The organism is Phocaeicola sartorii JCM 17136 = DSM 21941 (genome assembly GCF_054653615.1).
This window is the reverse complement of record NZ_BAAIFW010000005.1, coordinates 874,682-898,512: the sequence shown is the minus strand read 5'-3', so window position 1 is coordinate 898,512 and position 23,831 is coordinate 874,682. Positions and strand designations below refer to the sequence as shown.

Annotated in this window: 13 protein-coding genes, 2 tRNA genes and 3 rRNA genes; all 18 read right to left on the bottom strand. The window is 42.4% G+C overall.

Features of this window, described 5'->3' with window-relative positions; genetic code table 11:
• Positions 1-43: 43 nt before the first annotated feature.
• A complete protein-coding gene (locus ACYQ0C_RS03880; protein WP_016277017.1) occupies positions 44-1,579 on the bottom strand; it encodes an alpha-isopropylmalate synthase regulatory domain-containing protein in 1,536 nt (511 codons plus the stop codon).
• A complete protein-coding gene (leuD, locus tag ACYQ0C_RS03875; protein WP_016277016.1) occupies positions 1,558-2,154 on the bottom strand; it encodes a 3-isopropylmalate dehydratase small subunit in 597 nt (198 codons plus the stop codon). Before leuD ends, ACYQ0C_RS03880 begins: the two co-directional genes overlap by 22 nt.
• A 13-nt stretch (positions 2,155-2,167) precedes the next feature.
• Positions 2,168-3,550, bottom strand: coding sequence for a 3-isopropylmalate dehydratase large subunit (gene leuC / locus ACYQ0C_RS03870; protein ID WP_016277015.1), 1,383 nt, complete (start codon positions 3,548-3,550; stop codon positions 2,168-2,170).
• An 18-nt stretch (positions 3,551-3,568) separates the two neighbouring features.
• A complete protein-coding gene (locus ACYQ0C_RS03865; RefSeq protein ID WP_016277014.1) occupies positions 3,569-5,065 on the bottom strand; it encodes a 2-isopropylmalate synthase in 1,497 nt (498 codons plus the stop codon).
• Positions 5,066-5,719: 654 nt separating this feature from the next.
• The gene (locus ACYQ0C_RS03860; RefSeq protein ID WP_016277012.1) at positions 5,720-6,307 is read right to left on the bottom strand and encodes a hypothetical protein; all 588 of its coding nucleotides are present in this window, start codon (positions 6,305-6,307) and stop codon (positions 5,720-5,722) included.
• Between the two features lie 3 nt (positions 6,308-6,310).
• Positions 6,311-7,435: a DUF4934 domain-containing protein gene (locus ACYQ0C_RS03855; RefSeq protein WP_016277011.1), complete on the bottom strand. Its 1,125-nt coding sequence runs from the start codon at positions 7,433-7,435 to the stop codon at positions 6,311-6,313.
• Between the two features lie 243 nt (positions 7,436-7,678).
• Positions 7,679-7,951: an NVEALA domain-containing protein gene (locus ACYQ0C_RS03850; RefSeq protein ID WP_016277010.1), complete on the bottom strand. Its 273-nt coding sequence runs from the start codon at positions 7,949-7,951 to the stop codon at positions 7,679-7,681.
• Between the two features lie 901 nt (positions 7,952-8,852).
• The gene (locus tag ACYQ0C_RS03845) at positions 8,853-8,999 is read right to left on the bottom strand and encodes a hypothetical protein (RefSeq protein ID WP_159106248.1); all 147 of its coding nucleotides are present in this window, start codon (positions 8,997-8,999) and stop codon (positions 8,853-8,855) included.
• A gap of 733 nt (positions 9,000-9,732) precedes the next feature.
• A 5S ribosomal RNA gene (rrf, locus tag ACYQ0C_RS03840) occupies positions 9,733-9,843 on the bottom strand.
• An 80-nt stretch (positions 9,844-9,923) separates the two neighbouring features.
• Positions 9,924-12,809, bottom strand: a 23S ribosomal RNA gene (locus tag ACYQ0C_RS03835).
• 117 nt (positions 12,810-12,926) lie between these two features.
• A tRNA-Ala gene (locus tag ACYQ0C_RS03830) sits at positions 12,927-13,000 on the bottom strand.
• 15 nt (positions 13,001-13,015) lie between these two features.
• Positions 13,016-13,089: transfer RNA gene (locus ACYQ0C_RS03825), tRNA-Ile, on the bottom strand.
• A gap of 125 nt (positions 13,090-13,214) precedes the next feature.
• Positions 13,215-14,743, bottom strand: a 16S ribosomal RNA gene (locus tag ACYQ0C_RS03820).
• Together the 16S, 23S and 5S rRNA genes with 2 tRNA genes alongside form the textbook arrangement of a ribosomal RNA operon.
• Before the next feature lie 1,660 nt (positions 14,744-16,403).
• The gene (locus ACYQ0C_RS03815) at positions 16,404-17,057 is read right to left on the bottom strand and encodes a BACON domain-containing protein (protein WP_016278341.1); all 654 of its coding nucleotides are present in this window, start codon (positions 17,055-17,057) and stop codon (positions 16,404-16,406) included.
• 47 nt (positions 17,058-17,104) lie between these two features.
• On the bottom strand, positions 17,105-18,454 hold the full coding sequence (locus ACYQ0C_RS03810) for a serine/threonine protein kinase (RefSeq protein ID WP_016278340.1): 1,350 nt from the start codon (positions 18,452-18,454) through the stop codon (positions 17,105-17,107).
• 13 nt (positions 18,455-18,467) lie between these two features.
• Positions 18,468-19,340, bottom strand: a complete 873-nt coding sequence (locus ACYQ0C_RS03805; protein WP_016278339.1) for a hypothetical protein — start codon at positions 19,338-19,340, stop codon at positions 18,468-18,470.
• Between the two features lie 13 nt (positions 19,341-19,353).
• Entirely contained in the window at positions 19,354-23,013 is a 3,660-nt protein-coding gene (locus ACYQ0C_RS03800) for a serine/threonine-protein kinase (RefSeq protein ID WP_257464091.1), read from the bottom strand.
• A 17-nt stretch (positions 23,014-23,030) separates the two neighbouring features.
• Positions 23,031-23,831 (bottom strand): FHA domain-containing protein, encoded by an 801-nt coding sequence (locus ACYQ0C_RS03795; protein WP_016278337.1) that lies wholly within the window; start codon positions 23,829-23,831, stop codon positions 23,031-23,033.

Genomic DNA, 23,831 nt, shown 5'->3' with positions numbered 1-23,831 from the left:
ACGACACAATTCATTAACCACTAACATTCATCACCAACCCTTATTATTCATATTCATTTTCTATTATATTCAGCATTTTCATGGTTGCCTTGATAGCAGCTTCCGTTTGGTCGGCATCCAGTCCGCGAGTACGGAAAACTTTTTCTTCAAAACTCCATGTAATGACTGTTTGCACAAATGCATCTGTACGCCCACCCGGGGGAATACTTACCGCATAGTTGGTCAGCATGGGGAATTTACGCCCCAACGTCACCTTATAAATTTTACGCAATGCACGCACAAAAGCATCATACTGACCATCACCGCTGGAATTCTCCTCAAACTCTTTTCCATTAATTTCTATTTTCACGGTAGCCATCGGTTTCAGCCCGTGCGCCAGTGTCACAATATAGCTTTTCAGTTTTACACTTTCGCTTACCACCCCATGCTTCAGTACATCAGAGACAATATAGGGCAAATCCTCCCGGGTAACCAGTTCCTTCTTGTCACCCAGTTCGATAATGCGTTCCGTCACCTTACGCATGGATTCTTCATCCAGGTCTAGCCCCAGATCTTCCAGATTTTTACGGATATTGGCTTTGCCACTGGTCTTGCCCAGCGCATACTCACGCTTACGTCCGAAACGCTCCGGCAGCAAATCATTGCAATAAAGATTGTTCTTGTTGTCACCATCGGCATGAACACCGGCCACTTGCGTAAACACATTCTCACCCACAATCGGCTTGTTGGCGGGAATGACAATACCCGAATAGGATTCCACCACCCGGCTCACATCATTCAACCGGCTTTCGTCAATATTGGTCAACGCATTAAAATGATCCTTCAGAATAGCCTGGACACTGGCAAGGGGTGCATTTCCGGCACGTTCACCCAAGCCGTTGATAGTCGTATGAAGCCCTTTGACCCCACTCAGCACGGCAGCAAGCACATTGCTCACAGCCAGGTCATAATCATTATGCGCATGGAAATCAAAATGGACATGAGGATAACGCTTCTTCATTTTCCGCATGAACTCGATCACTTGCAGGGGATTCAAGACACCTAACGTATCGGGCAGCATATACCGTTTGATACTAGTATCTTTCAGTCCGTCCATCAGCTGGAATACATAGTCGGAAGAGTCTTTCATACCGTTGCTCCAATCCTCCAGATACACATTGACGGCAATATCCAGCTCATCGGCATAACGCACCACATTCACAATGTCTTCAATATGTTCCTCGGGGGTTTTCTTCAACTGCTGTGTACAATGCTTCAACGAACCCTTACACAACAAGTTTATCACCCGGCATCCCGTACGTTGTATCCAGTCTACAGAGGTATGGCCATCCACAAACCCGAGCACCTCCACCTTGTGAAGCAAGTTCCGGCGTGCGGCCCAGTCACATATCATTTTAACGGCTTCAAACTCACCGTCCGATACACGGGCCGAGGCAACCTCCACCCTGTCCACCTTTAAATCTTCCAATAGCAGTCGGGCAATCATCAATTTCTCATGAGGCACAAAAGACACTCCGCTGGTTTGTTCGCCGTCGCGGAGCGTGGTGTCCATGATTTCTATCTTGACGCTTTTTCCCATGCTTCTATCTTGTCTTTGTTGGTCAGCAAAAAGTCGATATCGTCCAGTCCGTTCATCAGGCAATGTTTCTTGTACGCATTGATTTCAAAATGCTCGCTTTTGCCTGTCGCCTTGTTAGTGATCGTCTGTTCGGGCAGATTTACTTCCACTTCCATTTTCGGATCTGCGTGGATCGAATCGAAAAGTTCCTTCAAGAACCCTTCACTCACCACCACCGGAAGCACAAAGTTATTCAATTCATTATTCTTATGAATATCCGCAAAGAAACTGGACACCACTACCCGGAAACCATATCCTGCGATAGCCCATGCGGCATGTTCACGGCTGGAGCCGGAACCGAAATTCTTTCCCGCCACCAGGATTTGTCCGCCATAAGTAGGATTATTCAATACAAAATCCTTGTTCAGAGAGCCATCCGGATTATAGCGCCAGTCACGGAACAGATTATCACCGAAGAATTTCTCTTCACGGGTGGTCGCCTTTAAGAAACGGGCCGGAATAATTTGGTCTGTGTCCACATTCTCCAACGGAAGGGGCACGCAAGTGCTTGTTATGATATTGAATTTCTGTTTCATTGTCTTCGTATTTTTACATTAGTTCTCTAGGATCTGTTATCACACCCGTCACTGCCGCCGCAGCCGCTACCAGCGGACTGGCAAGCAACGTACGCGCGCCCGGCCCCTGACGTCCTTCAAAGTTACGGTTACTGGTAGATACCGAATATTTTCCGGCCGGAATCTTATCATCATTCATCGCCAGACAAGCGGAACAGCCCGGCTGACGGATAGCAAATCCTGCTTCTTCCAATATCTTGTCCAGTCCTTCCTCACGGATCTGCGCATCCACCATCCATGATCCCGGCACCAGCCATGCAATCACATGATCCGCTTTCTGTTTCCCTTTCACCAAAGAGGCAAAGGCACGGAAGTCCTCAATACGGCCGTTGGTACAAGCCCCCAAAAATACATAATCAATCTTCTTGCCCAGCAGTGACTCTCCCGGCTGGAATCCCATATAGTCCAATGATTTTTGAAAAGAAGCGCTCTTATCATCTGCCGGAATCTTTTCAGTGATTCCCATGCCCATTCCCGGATTGGTTCCGTATGTAATCATCGGCTGGATATCTGCGGCATCAAAACGAACCTCTTTATCAAATACGGCATCCTCATCACTCTTCAACGTTTTCCAATAAGCCACCGCTTTCTCCCAATCCGCACCCTTCGGAGCATGTTCCCTTCCTTTTATATAGTCAAAAGTCACTTCGTCAGGAGCCACCATGCCCCCACGGGCACCCATTTCGATACTCAGGTTACATAAAGTGAGGCGGCCTTCCATACTTAGGTTGCGCACAGCCGAACCGGCATATTCCACGAAGTATCCGGTAGCGCCACTGGTCGTCATCTGAGACATCATATAAAGAGCCATGTCTTTTGCCGTCACTCCCTTTCCCAGCTCACCGTCAATAGTGATGCGCATGGTTTTCGGACGGGACTGCAAGATACATTGCGATGCCAATACCATCTCCACTTCACTGGTACCGATACCGAAAGCTACAGCTCCCATCGCACCATGGGTCGAGGTATGCGAGTCACCGCAAACAATTGTCATCCCCGGCAAAGTCAGCCCTCTTTCCGGACCTACCACATGAATAATGCCATTTCTCTTGTCCATCATGCCGAAATGCGCCAGACCAAAATCCGCAGCATTCTTTGCCAATGTATCCACCTGTGTCTTAGAAACCGGATCTTCAATCGGTTTATCCTGATCGTGTGTCGGAGTATTATGGTCCGGCATACAATAAACGTGATCCGGACGGAAAACTTTCACTCCGCGCTCACGCAGTCCGGCAAAAGCCTGCGGACTGGTCACTTCATGGCAATAAAGCCTGTCTATATAAAGCTGGGTAGGTCCGTCCTCTACTTTCTGTATCACGTGGGCGTCCCAAATCTTATCAAATAATGTATTAGCCATTTTTGTATTTACGTATTATTATCTTTTAAACTTGTTGATACAATCAATATAGGCTTCTACGGATGCAGCGATAATATCCGTATTCGCTCCGAAACCATAGTACATCTGTCCGTCGTATTCCACCTGCATGTGTACTTTACCCATATCATCACTACCTTTGCTGATAGCTTGAATCGTGAACTCCTTCAGCACCATGTGCCGGTCTATGATTTTCTTCAAAGCCTTGATAGCGGCATCTACCGGTCCGTTTCCACTGGCGGCGGCTTCAAAGTGCTCTCCGGCAATATTCAGTCCCAAGCTTGCCACCGAACGGACCCCCACACCACTTGTCACCTGCAAGTAATCCAGCTTGATATGGTTATTGACGCTTCTATCGGCTCCTGCCAAAACCAGAATATCATCATCTGTGATATCTTTCTTCTTATCGGCCAGTTTCAAGAAGTCCTCATATACCTTATCCAGTTTGTCCTGTTCCAGTTCGACCCCCAAAACATGAAGACGATGTTTCAAAGCGGCACGTCCGCTACGGGCGGTTAAAACGATAGCATTATCATCAATACCCACATCTTTCGGGTCAATGATTTCGTAAGTCTGTACATTCTTCAGCACACCGTCCTGATGAATACCGGAAGAATGCGCAAAAGCATTGCGTCCTACGATTGCCTTATTCGGCTGAACCGGCATATTCATCAGACTTGATACCATACGACTGGTCGGATAAATCTTCTGTGTGTTGATATTTGTCTGGATATGGATATCATTATGACATTTGACAATCATCGCCACCTCTTCCAACGAAGTATTACCGGCACGTTCTCCAATGCCGTTGATAGTCACTTCCACCTGACGCGCCCCATTCAGCACACCACTGATGGTATTGGCAGTAGCCATACCCAAATCATTATGGCAGTGAGTAGAGATAATGGCCTTGTCAATCCCATCTACATGATCTACCAGGTATTTAATTTTCGCCCCATACTCCTCAGGCAAGCAATAACCTGTGGTATCAGGTATATTCACCACTGTCGCTCCCGCCTTAATAACGGCTTCTACCACACGAGCCAGATATTCATTATCCGTACGTCCCGCATCTTCCGCATAGAATTCCACATCATCCACATAGCGGCGTGCATATTTCACGGCAGCTACCGCACGCTCTATAATTTCTTCACGGGTAGAATTGAATTTATATTTGATATGTGAATCGGATGTTCCGATACCGGTATGGATACGTTTGTGCTTGGCAAACTTCAGCGCGTCAGCAGCTACATCAATGTCCTTTTCTACCGCACGGGTCAGCGCACAGATAGTAGGCCATGTAACGGCCTTTGAGATTTCAATTACAGAATTGAAGTCTCCCGGACTTGAAATAGGAAATCCCGCCTCAATCACATCTACTCCCAAAGCTTCCAGCTGCTTGGCCACCTGAATCTTTTCTACTGTATTCAACTGACATCCCGGAACCTGCTCACCATCACGAAGGGTGGTATCAAAAATAAATAATCTGTCACTCATAGGTTTCAATTTTATATTTTACTATCATTATATTCATAAAAAAAGCCTTTCACACAAGGAAGTGAGAAAGGCTTTCGTATATCATCATTCATACATACTTTTACGCACGACACTCACTTCCCGCTGACTTTGCCAGTAGAATAATAATGCCGCATAGCAAAATATGTATAAATCCTTGGTTCATTATTTATCTCTCATTTTATTTAAAACGTTGCAAAGGTAGAGATTATTTTTTAAACACAAAATAAAAATGAAAGTTTTTTCTTGATATAAGCTACGGTTTTTTATTTATTCTATTTGGGTAGTAACAGTTTATAGGAGAAAGAGAGCGATCTACCAACATTTCTGTAGAAGAACATTCCCAAAGAAGGACTATTGTATCGTAACTATCCGAAGCAAATTATGCCACCACGGGACCAGGACCACCTTAATGCCCGAATGTGTCCATTGAACCAATGGGACAGTCTCAGAAACTTCATACTTGATAGCAAAGCTGAGAAATCGAACAATCTTGTTGAGCAGCGGATGAAACCGATAAAGCTTGATTTGAAAAAAAGTCAGAACATCAGAAGTGGGAGATGTGTCAAAACTACGGCACATCTCCTTTTTATCGCTGTCAAGACTTCATCGATGATATATGACATTACATATAAATTAAAGATCAAATCTGACTTTAGCCAAATTTAAATAATCAATCAAAGTTTGTTTGTTTCCTTTAGGATATACAACAAATAAAAAATCTAACTTTAAGTTCTCATCTAATACAAATAGATATGGAATATTATATTCTTCTATTGGTATTCCCAAAATGCCTTTCCCAAACGAATAATGCATTTTCCCATTAAAATTAACATTCAAACCAGACTTTAGCCCTTTACATGAAAATATAATATTACCATTTGTCGCATAATCAGGAAACACTTCTTTTATTGCCGATATTACATTTGCTACACATGGAGTACACGCCTCCATATTATATCTAAATACCAAATGTGGCTCATGCGCCCAATAATCAATCAAAGTGGAATCTTTACCGGAGTTTCTAAAAACATACATATTTTTCAAAGAGATTCCCAAAGACTCATACAATACATAGCTTCCTTGTGTTACAAGATTCTCCTCTGCACTAAACGAAACTTTTAGATGCTCATTTGTTCCCGTTTTTTTTCGCATTAATACATAAAACAGCATAAGATTACATACTAACATAAAAATCAAAGCTATCCAATAACCTTTTTTCATAGCCTAATTCTTTAAATAAAAAATAGTGATTAAAGGATTACTCTCACTTTCCTGCTTTTCTTCATACTTTTTTAAAATATCAGAAGGCAAGCAATTTAAGTTTCTATCACTTTTTATAAATGGCCGTTCATAATAAATAAAAGCATCATTGGTAAAAACGCTTGTATGCAAAATTGTATTTTCTTTTGTCTGTTTAAATACTAAATTTTTCTTTTCTTTCTTATCGTAAATCACGTGCATAAAATCATCTTTATAATCCATCAGTAATATCATGTATCTGTCATTCTCAAAAATTTTATGAACAAATTGATTTAACAATTTACCTGAACCTACATAATCCAAAATAGTTTTATCAAAACCCGAATTAGTTCTTTCATTTACAAGAAACTGAATTAGCTTTTCAACATTTCCTTCATCATTATTTTTCCTCTGAAAATCCCATATACAACAAGTCATTAACCCCTCTTCTGACAACTCTGAAACTTTAGAATCAAACAAGCTAATAGTCCTTACTTTATTATGATATACATATGACCGGTTTAAAGGACATAAAATTTCCATAGGGGGATTCAAATCATAAATTTTCTCCTTATTATCATTACCCATTGGATAATATAAGACTTGCCCCCATAATGAAAAAATCACCAAAGCCGAATCTGTTGCTAAAATTTCATTATAGGATTTTAACTTTTCCAATAATGAAATCTTTTGTGTCAATTTACCTTCTTTATCATAACAATAAACATTACCCCATGGTTCAAGAAGATAGATAAGCCCTGTTTCCGTTACTGTAAAATCTTCAATAGCTTGATATTCATCAGGTCCTATTCCATAATCATTAATTTTAAAATGATACCTGCCATTTAAATCAAAACAAAAAAGAGTATTTTGTCTTTGATCCAATATATATAATAAATTATTTTGTTTCACTATCTTAAAAACAGAAGCTATCAAACATGAATCATTGGTTTCTAAAGATACAACTCCAATACTATCTGTAAATTCTGTTAAAGATACATCCGAAAGTTGATCAAGGTTGATCTTAATCGTTGGAACATTCTCGTCTAATGAGGATTTTTTACTACAACCTGCCAAAACGAATATAAGCAAAAATATAATTTGTTTCATTATTATAGATTATTCTTAAAACATTTTTAGAAATTTCACACATTTACCAATTCATATCAAACACGTGGATAAATAAAAAAAGATCTATTGATATATAGATCTATCACCACATAAAATATGCCATATATTCCCCTAATTATTCCTTCTCTCTAAGAAAACTATGCAATGTTTTAAATGCATCAGCAAACATAATAGATGCACACCGAAAGCTTTTAGCCAGCATGCATCTATTTATATAATTTACTATCTTACATAGTAAGAATAGGTACAAAAATCAGATTGATATCCACTAAACCTACATACCTTAGTAAAAGTATCGCCTATATTTTTATAACATCTCCCCACCGCATCGTATGGATCTCTACTACATGTAATAGTAACTCCTGGAAGTTCTACATCAGCCAAAGCCTCAACTTCAGAAAAAACTAAATCACTTACACCTGCCTCCTTTTCATATGCAATAAAAGTTGTAAAAGCTGATACCAAACAAAAAAATACAATAACTACCTTTTTCATGCGCATTAATTATTTAAGTTAATATTTTATTTCAGAAAAAAACAAAAATGCAAATATTCAACACATCGGTAAGCTTTTACCGAAGTATTGTACAATTATAATATTTTTTTTTCATATTATAAAATTTTCCTATCTATTTCTTGCCATTTTAACATGGTCAACAAGAATTAACATAACAAGTATTGGTTCGATATTCTGATGCAGGAAAAGCCCAATCATTCTATATATAAGAATTTAGCGCAGGTTTATGATGACAGAAAGCATTATCCCTCTAAAGGCTTCTAACAAGGTGGTTTTAAAATATTCTTCCACCAAAAATTCTATTTTTATTTTTCCCACCACATTATCTGGAATGGCCTTTACGTACTATCCTCTTCTTATGTCAAAAGTTACCCCTTCGCTGAACTGCCGTATAAAAAAAGAGGATATGATACTGCTTGCCGACTGTGCCAACCATCGTAAACCGATGTAAACTGCGCCCTATAAAATGATGAAAGCGGAAAGCCTCTGCTTCTCCGCAATAGAAATACGTTGCAAAAATATGCCTAAAAACAGGCATCTCCAAATACCACCCGTCAAAGTATTAAAATCAGCAATATGCTAATAATCAACGATATTATTCCCATTATTCCGTGTTGTTCATAGTCTTTCCCTATCCTCTAATTACATTAAAAAAGGGATTTAGCATCTTCTATGTTTTTTGTTTCAGTAAGAAAAGACAATCCTACTTTATCATCATTTTTTCTTTCACCTTTTTGCAACATACTTTCCACTTTTCCATTTTTAATTGATATAACATACACGAGAGATTATCAATATAGCGAAGCATTGGCTTTTTCTTTCATCTTTTCTTTTTTATAGTATTTCCTGCTCACAAGGAAGAGTTCCCAAATGAATATCGTCATCCAATGGAGAGAGTAAATATGATTTTTTTATTCTTCTCGTCAACCAACATTCTACGCGCAATAATATCAAGATCGATACATGCAAGTGGTTGACCTTTCATATCATATATTTCAATCATAGAATGTCCACTCTTTTTTTTCATATCTACCTGTTGCTGAGAAAACAAATAAAAACATTTTTCACCGCAAACTTAATTTTTATTGGCAGCTACCTGATGGAGAATAGCCACTTCTTAATACATGACAACAATCATAGAATTCTTTTTTATTTCCGAACCACGATTCTGTTTCCCAGTCTTTATAACCGTTTGTATTATGACAATCAGCTTCTCCATTTGCCAACACTTCCACATTGGATAAAGCTAAATCAGATATGGTTGTTTTCTGTTATGAGGAATATACATTATAACTAACTAATGTAATAAAAGCTAAAGCTAACATAGGTTTAAATACTTTTCTCATAAAAAATAGATTTTAAATTTGTGCCCTAAAGATGCAAATAATATTCCAATATGTATAATATAAGTGCGTATTTTTCAGAGATAAATTAAACATATATTATTTTTAACGCACAATTTAGCGATTTTTTTGAAGTGTGTTTGCTCCTCTGTTCTCATACCAGCGATTTTCATCGCACAGTTTTTCCCTTCATGCGACATCATCCCTAAAAATGATTCCACTACATGCAAATTCCCGGCTATCCCCCTTGTTTTATCATCCTGCTGTATACCATCAGGCCATAAAGGTGCCTACGTCCGCTACGGAGGACGGAAGCCATCTATAATTAGGAGATGAACTATAGTAGAGATCATATTTCGCAGGCGGGTATAACAAAAAACTCCTCCGGAACCTGATTGTTCCGGAGGAGTTCTGTAAAAACGGCGGCTACCTACTCTCCCACTGTGACGCAGTACCATCGGCGTGGTGAGGCTTAACTTCTCTGTTCGGAATGGGAAGAGGTGGAACCCTCACGCTATAGCCACCTGAATAAGGTTGACATATTGATAAGCTGTTATCGTAATTTCATTTCGTAGCAACAATGCTAAAGGTATACACCATCCGTTTCATAAAGAAAGTGAACGGGCAATTAGTAATGCTCGGCTTTGATGTCTCCATCTTTACACCTGCATCCTATCAACGTCGTCGTCTGCAACGACCCTGAGAAATCTAATCTTGTGGCCGGCTTCGTACTTAGATGCTTTCAGCACTTATCCGATCCCGACTTGGATACCCGGCGATGCACCTGGCGGCACAACCGGTAAACCAGAGGTCAGTCCAACACGGTCCTCTCGTACTAGTGTCAGAGCCACGCAAATTTCATACGCCCACGATAGATAGAGACCGAACTGTCTCACGACGTTCTGAACCCAGCTCGCGTGCCACTTTAATGGGCGAACAGCCCAACCCTTGGGACCTTCTCCAGCCCCAGGATGTGACGAGCCGACATCGAGGTGCCAAACCACTCCGTCGATATGAGCTCTTGGGAGGGATCAGCCTGTTATCCCCGGAGTACCTTTTATCCTTTGAGCGATGTCCCTTCCATACGGAAACACCGGATCACTATGCTCTAGTTTCCTACCTGCTCGACTTGTGAGTCTCCCAGTCAAGCGCCCTTATGCCATTACACTCTCCCGGCGGTTACCAATCGCCGTGAGGGCACCTTTAGAAGCCTCCGTTACACTTTTGGAGGCGACCACCCCAGTCAAACTACCCACCAATCAGTGTCCTCGCATCACGAGTTAGAACTCAAACAAATGAAGGGTCGTATTTCAACAGCGGCTCCACAAATACTGGCGTACCTGCTTCAAAGCCTCCGACCTATCCTACACATCACGTGCCCAAATTCAATGATAAGCTATAGTAAAGGTTCACGGGGTCTTTTCGTCCCATCGCGGGTAATCGGCATCTTCACCGATACTACAATTTCACTGAGCTCACGGTTGAGACAGCGTCCAGATCATTACACCATTCGTGCAGGTCGGAACTTACCCGACAAGGAATTTCGCTACCTTAGGACCGTTATAGTTACGGCCGCCGTTTACTGGGGCTTCAATTCAACGCTTCTCTTGCGATGACGTCTCCTCTTAACCTTCCAGCACCGGGCAGGTGTCAGGCTGTATACCGGATCTTTCGATTTCGCACAGCCCTGTGTTTTTGTTAAACAGTTGCCTGGACCTATTCTCTGCGCCCTCTCTTGCGAGGAGGGACCCTTTATCCCGAAGTTACAGGGTCAGTTTGCCTAGTTCCTTAACCGTGAATCACTCAAGCGCCTTAGAATATTCATCCCGACCACGTGTGTCCGTTTACGGTACGGGTACCTTTACGGTATAGCTTAGCGGATTTTCTCGGCAGTATGCTTACGTGCACTATTGCCTTGTCCCGGAGGACGCGGCATACTCTCAGGTTCGAATCACGTGGTGGATTTGCCTGCCACGATCAGCTTCTACACCCTTCAACCATCTATTCCGTCAGATGGCGGCACTGTCACTTCTGCGTCTCCACATCGCCCGTAAAGGTAGTAACGGAATATTAACCGTTTCTGCCATCGGCCTCGCCGTTCGGCTGAGCCTTAGGACCCGACTGACCCTGATCCGATTAGCGTTGATCAGGAAACCTTGGTCTTGCGGCGAGCAGGTTTCTCACCTGCTTTATCGTTACTTATACCTACATTTGCTTTTCCACACGCTCCAGAATACCTCACGGTACGCCTTCGACGCCGGGTGGAATGCTCCCCTACCGATCATTTACATGATCCCACTGCTTCGGTAGACAACTTAATACCCGATTATTATCCACGCCGGACTCCTCGACTAGTGAGCTGTTACGCACTCTTTAAATGAATGGCTGCTTCCAAGCCAACATCCTAGCTGTCATGGCAGTCCGACTTCGTTAGTTTAACTTAGCTGTCATTTCGGGACCTTAGCAGGTGGTCCGGATTCTTCTCCTCTCGGGCACGGACCTTAGCACCCATGCCCTCACTCCTGCGGTAGGACTGATGCGCATTCGGAGTTTGTCAAGACTTGATAGGCGGTGAAGCCCTCGCATCTTATCAGTCGCTCTACCTCACATCAGTAACCCGCAAGGCTGCACCTAAATGCATTTCGGGGAGTACGAGCTATCTCCAAGTTTGATTAGCCTTTCACCCCTACCCTCAACTCATCCAGAAGCTTTTCAACGCTTATTGGTTCGGTCCTCCAGCTGGTGTTACCCAGCCTTCAACCTGGTCAAGGGTAGATCACTTGGTTTCGCGTCTGCCACTGCCGACTCAGGCGCCCTATTCAGACTCGCTTTCGCTTCGGCTTCGGGTGTCATCACCCTTAACCTTGCCGGCAACGGCAACTCGTAGGTTCATTATGCAAAAGGCACGCCGTCACAGCTCAAGCTGCTCCGACCGCTTGTAGGCGCACGGTTTCAGGGACTGTTTCACTCTTCTGTTCGAAGTGCTTTTCACCTTTCCCTCACGGTACTGGTTCGCTATCGGTCTCTCGGGAGTATTTAGCCTTACCGGATGGTCCCGGCAGATTCACGCAGAATTCCTCGTGCTCCGCGCTACTCAGGATACTACTACGGTTCGGCTGACTTCAAATACGCAACTTTCATGCTCTATGGTTGAACTTTCCAGATCATTCTTTTCATCAGCTTTCGTCCGATATCGTAGTCCTACAACCCCACACATGCCGTAACATGGATGGTTTGGGCTCTTCCCCGTTCGCTCGCCACTACTTGGGGAATCATTGTTTATTTTCTTTTCCTGCAGGTACTAAGATGTTTCAGTTCCCTGCGTTAGCCTCCTACTAAGTAGGATAATATCCCTTCAGGATATTGGGTTGTCCCATTCGGAAATCTTCGGATCAAAGGTTATTTGCACCTCCCCGAAGCTTGTCGCAGCTTATCACGTCCTTCATCGCCTCCGAGAGCCAAGGCATCCGCCATGCGCCCTTGCTTACTTTCTTTATCCATTCGCTGACACTTGCATGTCGGCGGGATGATATATACTTCCAGCTCTTTACTACTAAAATTACTTTTTGCTTGTACAATATGTCATAGACCGTTTCTCTTTTCAGAGACTGTGGAGAATAACGGATTCGAACCGTTGACCCTCTGCGTGCAAGGCAGATGCTCTAGCCAGCTGAGCTAATCCCCCGAATCTTGAGATTCGTAGTCCCAGGCAGAGTTGAACTGCCGACCTCTACATTATCAGTGTAGCGCTCTAACCAACTGAGCTATAGGACTAAGTTCAACCTAGTCTGTATTAGACCCGGCTTCTTCTTTCTCTTCTCTGTATTTCTACAGTTATATGTTAAATAAACAACCAGCAGCACAAGGACAAGAACCTTTCGATCAGTCATCCTCTCCAGAAAGGAGGTGTTCCAGCCGCACCTTCCGGTACGGCTACCTTGTTACGACTTAGCCCCAGTCACCAGTTTTACCCTAGGGCGCTCCTTGCGGTTACGCACTTCAGGTACCCCCGGCTCCCATGGCTTGACGGGCGGTGTGTACAAGGCCCGGGAACGTATTCACCGCGCCATGGCTGATGCGCGATTACTAGCGAATCCAGCTTCGTGGAGTCGGGTTGCAGACTCCAGTCCGAACTGAGAGAGGCTTTCGGGATTGGCATCCACTTGCGTGGTAGCGGCCCTCTGTACCCCCCATTGTAACACGTGTGTGGCCCCGGACGTAAGGGCCGTGCTGATTTGACGTCATCCCCACCTTCCTCACATCTTACGATGGCAGTCTCCATAGAGTCCTCAGCATGACCTGTTAGTAACTATAGACAAGGGTTGCGCTCGTTATGGCACTTAAGCCGACACCTCACGGCACGAGCTGACGACAACCATGCAGCACCTTCACACTCGCTATTGCTAGCTATAACGTTTCCGCTATATCCGAGTGCAATTCAAGCCCGGGTAAGGTTCCTCGCGTATCATCGAATTAAACCACATGTTCCTCCGCTTGTGCGGGCCCCCGTCAATTCCTTTGAGTTTCACCGTTGCCGGCGTACTCCCCAGGTGGAATACTTAACGCTTTCGCTTGGCCGCTTGCTGTATATCGCAAACAGCGAGTATTCATCGTTTACCGTGTGGACTACCAGGGTATCTAATCCTGTTTGATACCCACACTTTCGAGCATCAATGTCAGTGGCAGTTTAGTAAGCTGCCTTCGCAATCGGAGTTCTTCGTGATATCTAAGCATTTCACCGCTACACCACGAATTCCGCCTACCTCAACTGTACTCAAGGCTGCCAGTATCAATTGCAATTTTACGGTTGAGCCGCAAACTTTCACAACTGACTTAACAACCCATCTACGCTCCCTTTAAACCCAATAAATCCGGATAACGCTCGGATCCTCCGTATTACCGCGGCTGCTGGCACGGAGTTAGCCGATCCTTATTCATAAAGTACATACAAAAAGGCACACGTGCCTCACTTTATTCCTTTATAAAAGAAGTTTACAACCCGTAGGGCAGTCATCCTTCACGCTACTTGACTGGTTCAGGCTCGCGCCCATTGACCAATATTCCTCACTGCTGCCTCCCGTAGGAGTTTGGACCGTGTCTCAGTTCCAATGTGGGGGACCTTCCTCTCAGAACCCCTATCCATCGTAGACTAGGTGGGCCGTTACCCCGCCTACTATCTAATGGAACGCATCCCCATCTTATACCGAAGTTCTTTAATCACGAGAAAATGCTGGCTCGTGATACCATCCCGTATTAATCTTCCTTTCAGAAGGCTGTCCGGGAGTATAAGGCAGGTTGGATACGTGTTACTCACCCGTGCGCCGGTCGCCATCGGCCTTAGCAAGCTAAGACCATGCTGCCCCTCGACTTGCATGTGTTAAGCCTGTAGCTAGCGTTCATCCTGAGCCAGGATCAAACTCTTCATTGTAAAAATATTCTTTTCACTATTGCTAGTGTTGTAATCTGCTCAAGGATCCAGATCTATCAATATATCAATTATTGACGGTTCTTGTTTTTTCTATAACACCATATATACTATATAATGTATAGGCTTGTACTACTTGTTTGTTTATCTATAAATCTTTCAAAGAACTCTTCTTCTTGTTGTGCTATCGGTTTCGAAAGCGGATGCAAAGGTAAGGGATTTAATTTTAACCGCCAAATATTTCCGAAAGTTTTTTAAAACTTTTTTTTTTCAAGGCTTTCTTGAACGGGCGGTTGGCTGTATGCTCCTAAAGGTCTTATCCGTTCTCGCTCCCTTAGCCACGCTAAGGTAAGATACTGGGTGCAGATCCTTATAAAGGAAAGCAACGCTCCTACGTTTGTATCACCAAGTCGGTCACACTGTTTTGTCAGTGCCGCATCTCTCCCGATTGCGGTTGCAAAGGTAGACGGTTTTAACTTAACAGCCAAACATATCTTACGGTTTTTCCTGAACTTTTTTGAAACAAGTTTGTAACAGGCTGATACAGAGATATGTTATAGGACATGTTTTTTAAACGGACTCCGGAGGAGGGGAAAGGGACACACATTATAATATTCACGCGCGGGCGTGCGGGTGCGCATACAGGTGCGTAGACGGGAGGAGAAAAGGGAAAGAATGGGAAAGGAAGCGGATTACGGCAGCGGCAAAAAACATCAGGACCTTTTTTAAAAAGACCGGCATCTTTTTAGAAAAGACCATCATCTTTTTATTAAAGACCGTTATCTTTTTGGAGAACGGCCTCATCCTTTTCCGAAAGGACAAGAACGTCCGGGCCGGAGAGGAAAGGGCATTTCACATACATATCCGGAGAATTCCGTGCACACCCGGACGATTCACAAAACACCTACAACAGAGTTTTGCAAAACTGCTGCCACTGCTACCACCCACCCCTCTGAAACCACGATGGACAGGGCCTCTCAAGGGGTGGTGGCACCACCTTTTTTTACGCGGTAAAAAGGGCTGCTGCCACCACTTTCACCTGTTTTTTACCCCGGAACGACCGTTGGAGGGGGAAGATACAGGAGGCGGAGGAGGACCAAACACAGGGAAAAGGAGACGGGTACGGACAGACAGAACTACGGTTGCATACAGACAAAGCCACAGTTGCAATCCGGCGGAACTCTGGTTACATCTTGACGGAACTGAAGTTACAGCCGGACGGAACTGTAGTTTCAACCGGATGGAACTAAAGTTTCAGCCGGACGGAACCGGTTGAAACTCCTTGTCCGTATGCTCATTCATTGTAGCTTAACGCTTCAGGCTGACTACTCCTTCATCTTACTTGTAAGGATGGTTGACGGAGTTAATACTTAGTTATGATATCAGTTGACGCTTTCAAGATGAACAAGGCGGACCGTACGCATCACCAGCTCCGGACACCAGCTCCGGACACCAGCCCCGAAAAAAACAGCCGGAAAGCACCGGGCATCCGGAAAGAAAACGAAGAAAGGTGGTGGCAGCAGCCCTTTTTACCGCGTAAAAAAAAGTGCTGCCACCACCCCTTGAAACGCCCTGTCCATCGTGGTTTCAGCAAAAAGGGTGGTGGCAGTGGCAGCACTTTTATAAAACCCCGGGAAGGAAGGAGGGAACGAGGGAAAATAAATCACTTTATAATCTTCATCTTCAATCTCTCCAATTTACTATATTTCTTCTGATTTATAATCAACGATATTTCCTTATCACCACATTCCACTTTTATCACACCAGCCCGTTCTTCCTCCATCGTATTTTCACTAGTTTCAACAACGAGATCGTCATCATCATTTCTTGATACAGTCAACCATTCAGGAACATCAGTGACTCTCCAATCATCATAATTACATTCTACTTTTACCTTCTTAAATTCTCCACCTTTCGCTTTAAACACCAAATGGTTATTATTAAAAGCTAACTTTATATCATTGCGAACTTCCTTTTTAGGGAGACTTTCTATTGACAGAGAATCATCCGGATTCATCTCTGTGTTTTTCTTAGCCTTTTCCTTTCCTTCATTAGAAGACGACTTCAGATTTTTGATAATAGTAAGACTCGTTTTTATCTGTTGATCACAAATATTCTTCCGTTCACTCGAATCATAACATACTTTTGCCTTCTCGAACATAGCAATTGCCCTGTTTTGAGCTGCTATGGTCATGGTTTGTTGTAACTTTACCCCATCAGCAAACAACTTGTCACAACTACTTTGTGCAAGTCCCGCCAAGGGTATAAAAAGCAACATCACTAAAAAAATATTCTTCAATAATCCAAATCTACACATAATTACAACAATTTATTATTTACTATTTATCTTTTTCACTCTATCATCTAGTTTTCTGTTTTTACCGTATCCGATAAAACTTTTCCCACACTTTCAATATCAATAACTGTACTTATTTTATCAGCCCGCATTTTAAAGTCATCAGCTATTTCCTTTTCTTCCGCAAAGAAATTCGCTTTTTCATTGAATGTCTTATAAGCAGCATACAACTCGTTCTCCACACTTTTCATCCCCTCCCATTTCTTTTCGTCTACAGATACCGAATCACCAATAAACTTAAAAGTACAATCCTGCGCGCGCTTATAATTTTCAAAAGCAGCCAAATAAGCTATTTCATAGTTTTCATAATGTTGATCCCCTATTTTTTTCAAGCTATCAGCTGTAACAAGATACCTCTGAATACAAAAAGATAAAGAATCATTATATTGCTTTTCCGCCATGACCCGTCTGAGCTCACGTTCATTCTCCCGATGATTATTCAACATGACACCACCTACGACAAAAGAAGCAAATCCCAATACTACAGCAAGAATTATAACGATCTTATGCTTTTGAAAAAAGGTTTTCTCATCAATAAATCGTATGGTCTCCCCTCTCATCCCCGCCGAAGCATATATCTCCAACTGTTCCGCAGTAGGACGTTCCCAAGGATTCGTTCTCAAACATTTTGCTATAACTTTCTTCAACTGCACCGAAAAATCCCCCTGCAACTCAGGGACCTCAGCCCCCTTCTTCTGCACAAGCCCTCCGTCATCACCAAATGGTGTATCACCAGCCAGCATTTCAAAAGCCGTCGCTCCAAGAGAATAAATATCATTCGCCATTATTGGAGTATTATCTTTGCCAAAACGCTCCGGAGCCATATAAGCAATGGTTCCCGCCGAACTGAAAGCGGAACTGAGGCTCTTACGTAATGTAGATTTTAAATGTGAGCTGACCCCAAAATCGGTTATCATAAAGTCCCCCTTTTCTCCAATCATTATATTATCCGGTTTTATGTCCTGATGAATAACCGGAGGATTCATTCCATGCAGCCACGCCAGCCCACTAGCGACATCCCGAATCAATTTCCATGCTTCCTGCTCTGTAAATTTCCCCACCTGCTTCATTATGCTGCCTTGTTTGCAATAAGGCAAGACCAAATAAGGTTTGCGGTCACAAGAATCATAATACAACGGTTTCAACAGATTCTTATGATTTGCATTTACGACTAAAGAAAATTCCCGTGCGAACACGTTTAATCCGGCATCATCAAGACCTGTTGCAGGAGCATATATTTTTAAGGCGACCTGTATGTCAGTCTTGGTATCTTTTGCCAACCAGACTTCCGAAAAATTACCACGCCCTAACAAGCGTTCCAAGAAATATCTGTCATGAAATAATTTGTTACCTTCCATTTTTCTGTCTTTATCAATAAACTGTAAATTCTTTTTTAGCTATCATCTTATTCTTATAGTAAAATTCAAAACGATACTCACCCTTCTTCCAATGTCCCGGATCATTTCCTCCCCAGCCGGACAACTCATGAGCCTGAAAACCTGTTGCCGATACTGTCACCGCATCTTTATAACTATATCCAGCGGGACTATTGGCATTTGAAGAAGTGGAGAGTCCTGTTGGTGTATAAAACTTCACATAGATGTCATAAGTTCCAGTCCGGGTGGTATTCATATAAATTTTAGGTTTGAGATATTGGGTTCTGCCACTGTATATTTTGCTTCCATAGGAAGTAATAATATGGCTTTCACTATCCGTGTTAGCGATAGAGACCGAACTAACGGTAAAAGGATCCGAAGCAGTCTCCCCCCCGTCGGGATGTTCATTATAATAATCCGAAACCGTTTTATGCATGGAGTTCAGTTCCTTCAAGCATTTATAAAAGACATAACGAAATTCTTCGGCCGAGTGGCAATACATTTCTATTGCAAAAGATATAGAAGAATCGCCCAGCATCGCTTTTGCACAACGGACCTTTCTATTTCCGTAATTAACAGCGGCAAGAAGAGCCTTCCTGTCAGCATCATTGCATTTAAGCCCCACTCTATGGAATTCCAGATAGAAAGGATTAGAATCCGATATGGCAATCCAATGAAGAGTCCCTTCTTTCTTGAAGTTAACGCTATTATCATCCTCGTCAATGGTCGGTGAAAAGCCTTCCTCTTTTAGAAACTGTATAATATTTGAACGGAATTTCTCCTGCTCTGGCGTCAAATCAGCCGCTTGAACGACCGAGTGCAATATAACGCATGCTGCAAACAACACTATAAACCTCATACTTCTCATCTTTCCTTATTTTTTATATCGTGTACACTGTTCTATCAGCCTTATCCACAATAACAATCGCCAAAGATACGTTGCCAGGTAATCCCCATGTATTCCGCAATTGAGTTTTCATCGTACTACCTACTTCTTTTACAGAATTTCCATCCAATTCACCCATATCATATTTTGAGACACCAGCCAGTTTTATTGTTACCGTAACCGAGGTATTTGTATAAACGATAGACTGTACATAAACATTATTGTCAAACTTCTGAGGACACATCTTTGCGTCATTACGCACGACATCCTGCCAATTGGAAGAGGGCATATTCAGAGAAGACCGGCCTGTCATATTCAATTCCCCCCACTCGCTTTTATCTTCATTCCACTTCTGAGTGCCTAGAAGTCCTCCCGTCTGATTATAATATTTCCGTATAACCGGTATCGTACCCGTTTTATCATAATCAACCGTCATTCTCGACACTCCATAGAATTTATCCGACAATTTTCCATTACCATCACATACCAGCTGTTCTACAAACTTATTCTTATCATTATATTTCCAAGATTCGATCTTAATACATTTTGAAATATCAAAGAATTTAGCTTCCAATTTATTGCCATGATTATCATAAGTATAATCAGCCCGGGCATATCCATTGCTTTTATTTAAGATGAGCTTGTCATCTGTGCCTATAAATTCTTCATGAACAATATTCCGACGTTTGTCATATTGAGTTTTACGGATAAAGAATCCATCTGCTGACAAACGTGGCTTGCCGAATCCATCGTAGCAAGATATTTCTATCATATTCCCCCACTGGTCATATTTAACCCACCCTTCCGGATTAGTATCCAAGCCTGAAATGGGCTTATTGTCCACCCCAAAATTTTTCTCGCAAACGACACGGTTCATCATATCATATTCACACATCCTCTTATGTGATTTTTGTTCATCCAGGGCAGGCTGTCCGTCCACCCCCCAGTAAGTAGTAACGATACGATTTCCTCTTTCATCATATTCATATTTCACTTGAGAATATGAATTCTGAGGCAGATTAACTTTTTTACCACTCAAATCACAATAATATTCTGTCATAATTCTATTATCCGCATCAAATTCCTTCCTTTCCACCACTGTGCCCGGAGACAGTTTGCCATTACCATCCAAAGTATAGGACTCTATGACATTTCCCTTTGTGTCGTATTTATAGCGAATATCACCTACCACCTTTCCATTGATATCAGTATTTTTCACTTCTACAAGGAAGTTACTCTTCAAATCATAAGTATATTCAGCCTTCGAGTAGCCTCCGTCACCCACACAAGGTTTTCCTTCCGGATTGAAATATTGTATATTTTTCTGATTTCCCATTTCATCATATTCAATAGTGTATCCCGCGAATAAGCCCATTCCCGCGACAAGAGCGCCTTCAGCATCATAAAAAGAGAGTTTCGTCACCGCACCTTGTCTGTTATATTCAAATCTATATTCAGCCACCACGCCATCAGACGTTGTCACATTTCCTTCAGAATCCAAGTAGTATTCCCGTATCGGGTGACTGAATTTATCATATTCCGTTCTACACTCATAATAAAAGCCATTAACAGCAACGGGAGAATTTTCCTTATTAAAATACTTCTGCTCCGTTAAATTTCCCTGACTGTCAAATGCACTCACCATGCGAAAGATACCGGCAGATGTTTCCATCGGATTACCATTTTCATCAAAATAGCTCACTTCCAAAGGGAGACCGGTCGCGTTAGGCACAATAACCATGGAACTATAGCAATCTCCATCCGCATTATAAAGCACAGGGACGTCGTTATCATCCAAGAAAATGCGATGTACCACAAAACCATCCTCATTACAGGAATCGCGCTGAGTCACAAATCCGGCATTACAATAAGCTAAATTACCATCCACTCCGAAACCGGACTGTAAAACTCTAAAACCTTTCTCATTGTAAGTATAACGAAATCCGGAAACATTTAAATCAGTGCGTATGGCAGGCTTACCATCAATAGAAAAATAAGATTCCTTTATCCGGTTGCCATACGGGTCATAATCCAACTTTACGAGCGCACAATTATTTCCGTCATGCGACCCATTTCTCTCCATATTCAAATAAGAAACAGAAGTCCAATCATCATCTTCACTGTATGTATAAATTTTTATAGCCAATCCATCACTATTGCTTGTCAAACCACCATCCACGCCTATAAAAGACTCTTCTATTTTACGTCCTTTGCTATCATATTTATATCGCTGCCCATAAATATTGTCCTTGTCACTAGCCGGAACATTTTGCAGGCCAACGTACCTTCTTTCAGTAAGCAGCCCATTTTCATCATAATCCAACAAATAACGAGATATACGACTCCTTTCAGTAAAAGTTGACGATCCATTCTTATAAAGAACATTCGTGTTGGCCTCAAGATTCATTTCCGTTCCGTATTCATCATTCTGACGAAAAGTCACTGTCTTAAGGTTTTCATCATAATCCATTTTGAACAACATTCTCCCATTGGGATCATAAATAGTCTTATAATCAATTTTGCCATCGTCGGTATAGAAATAATACACATCCGAAAAACGGCTGTTCATGTGTTCCGTATCCGTATGCCCTATCACTTTTCCCATAGCATTGACCAAAGAAAGATGTCTCAGTTTGCGTTGGCTATATTCCAACTTATAACACATCTCCTTATGATTCTTTTTATTGACACTAAGACGTCCTATTCCTTCAGGAATCCCCCAATATTCGCTATAATCTTTATAATAATAAACTTTTATCCGATTATAATCCCATAAAAATATACCAAGGCACATCAATACCGAGAGCACACCCGTAACAGCGATTGCTATTGTTTGTTTTTGCGAATGCTTGACCCAAGAGCCGGTTTCCCAATAAAGTTCTATTTTCTGTCGTATCTCATTCGCCTTAATTCTTTTAGCAGGATCCTCCGCAAGGCACCCCATAATCAAGCCCCTCACTTCAGGCTGAAGTTTCGGCAATTCCGGTAAAGTTTCCCCCTCCGCCTGAAGAAGCCCCCCATGTTCTCCATAAGGAGGATTTCCTGTAAGCAATTCCACGGCAGTGGCCCCCAGAGACCACATATCACTGGCATTATTGGTTATGCCGGTAAAACGCTCCGGCCCCATATACGCCCTGGTCCCCCCAGACATACCATTAGAATCATTTATCCCACTACTCGAATTTACGCTGATACCAAAGTCTGTAACCATAAAGTTACAATTATCATCCAGCAGTATATTATCCGGTTTGATATCTTGATGTATAATGTTATGATCATGCAAATACTCCAATCCCGCAGCAACATCATGCAAGAACTTTATAAGATCTTCTTCTTCCATCCGTCCTATCATACTGCTGCACGACCCATTCTCGCAATATTGCATAATAAGATATGGACGGCCCTGACATATATCATAACCTGTAGGAGGCAACAAGTTAGAATGTTTCATGTTATACACGGTTGTAAACTCCCTCTCAAAATTCTGCAACCCATAAGAATCCATGTCAGCATGTTCGGAGAAGATTTTCAACGCGACTGTCAAATCATTTGCCTTGGTATCTTTTGCCTTCCATACTTCAGCCGATGCCCCACATCCTAAAGCGCCAACCAATAAATATCTATTGTGGAATAAACACCCTTTACTCAGCTCCATATCTAAACGATTTTTTATTATAATATTGATAAAGTGGTATATACAAGATAAGCCGAAGAAACCAATGATATGAGAAACCAGATCACTCCTCCGACCGCCCAATTATGCTGGGCTTTCTTATAAGCCTCGAAGTCCTTATATTTACCACTTTCCCATGCTATCCGCGATCCTTTCAAGCCCAAATAAACAGACAGACATAAGCTACATACTTGTCCCACATACGGAATCCCCCCTATGATAAGAATAGCCAAAGGCCAATACATTTTATGTACTACCGCCCATAGCCATGAACAGAAAAACGCTCCCCAATTCCATTTCTCCATCGCTCTGTCCATATCCGCCTGAGAATAAACGTTTGCTTGTCCGTAATTCTCTCTTCTGTCCGGCCTTACATAATTCTGAGAAACATCTTTCACAGCGCCAGGAGTAAACTGTTCGGTCTGTCGCCCCATGCTCTGAACATTATCCCTCCTGGAAAAATTATCCATTTGAACAGTTCTCCGCCCTGTGTTCTGCTCCCCTCCATGGATATTCCTTGTAACTGTCGGCCGATGTTGGTATGGAAAATAACGGTTTATAATATTCCAATCCAATTCGAACACTCCGGCCAGAAGTATTTTATCACCAGGATAAATACCAACATTTGTATTCTGCACCTTTTGTCCGTTTATGATTGTTCCATTAGAGCTATGGTCAAAAAACAATAAAGCATCGCCTCTTCTCTCTATCGTGGCATGATCATTGCTGACCGTATCCCAGCGTTCTTCAATACGAACTGTACTTTTCGGATTACGTCCAATCGTTATTTTCTGTTCCAT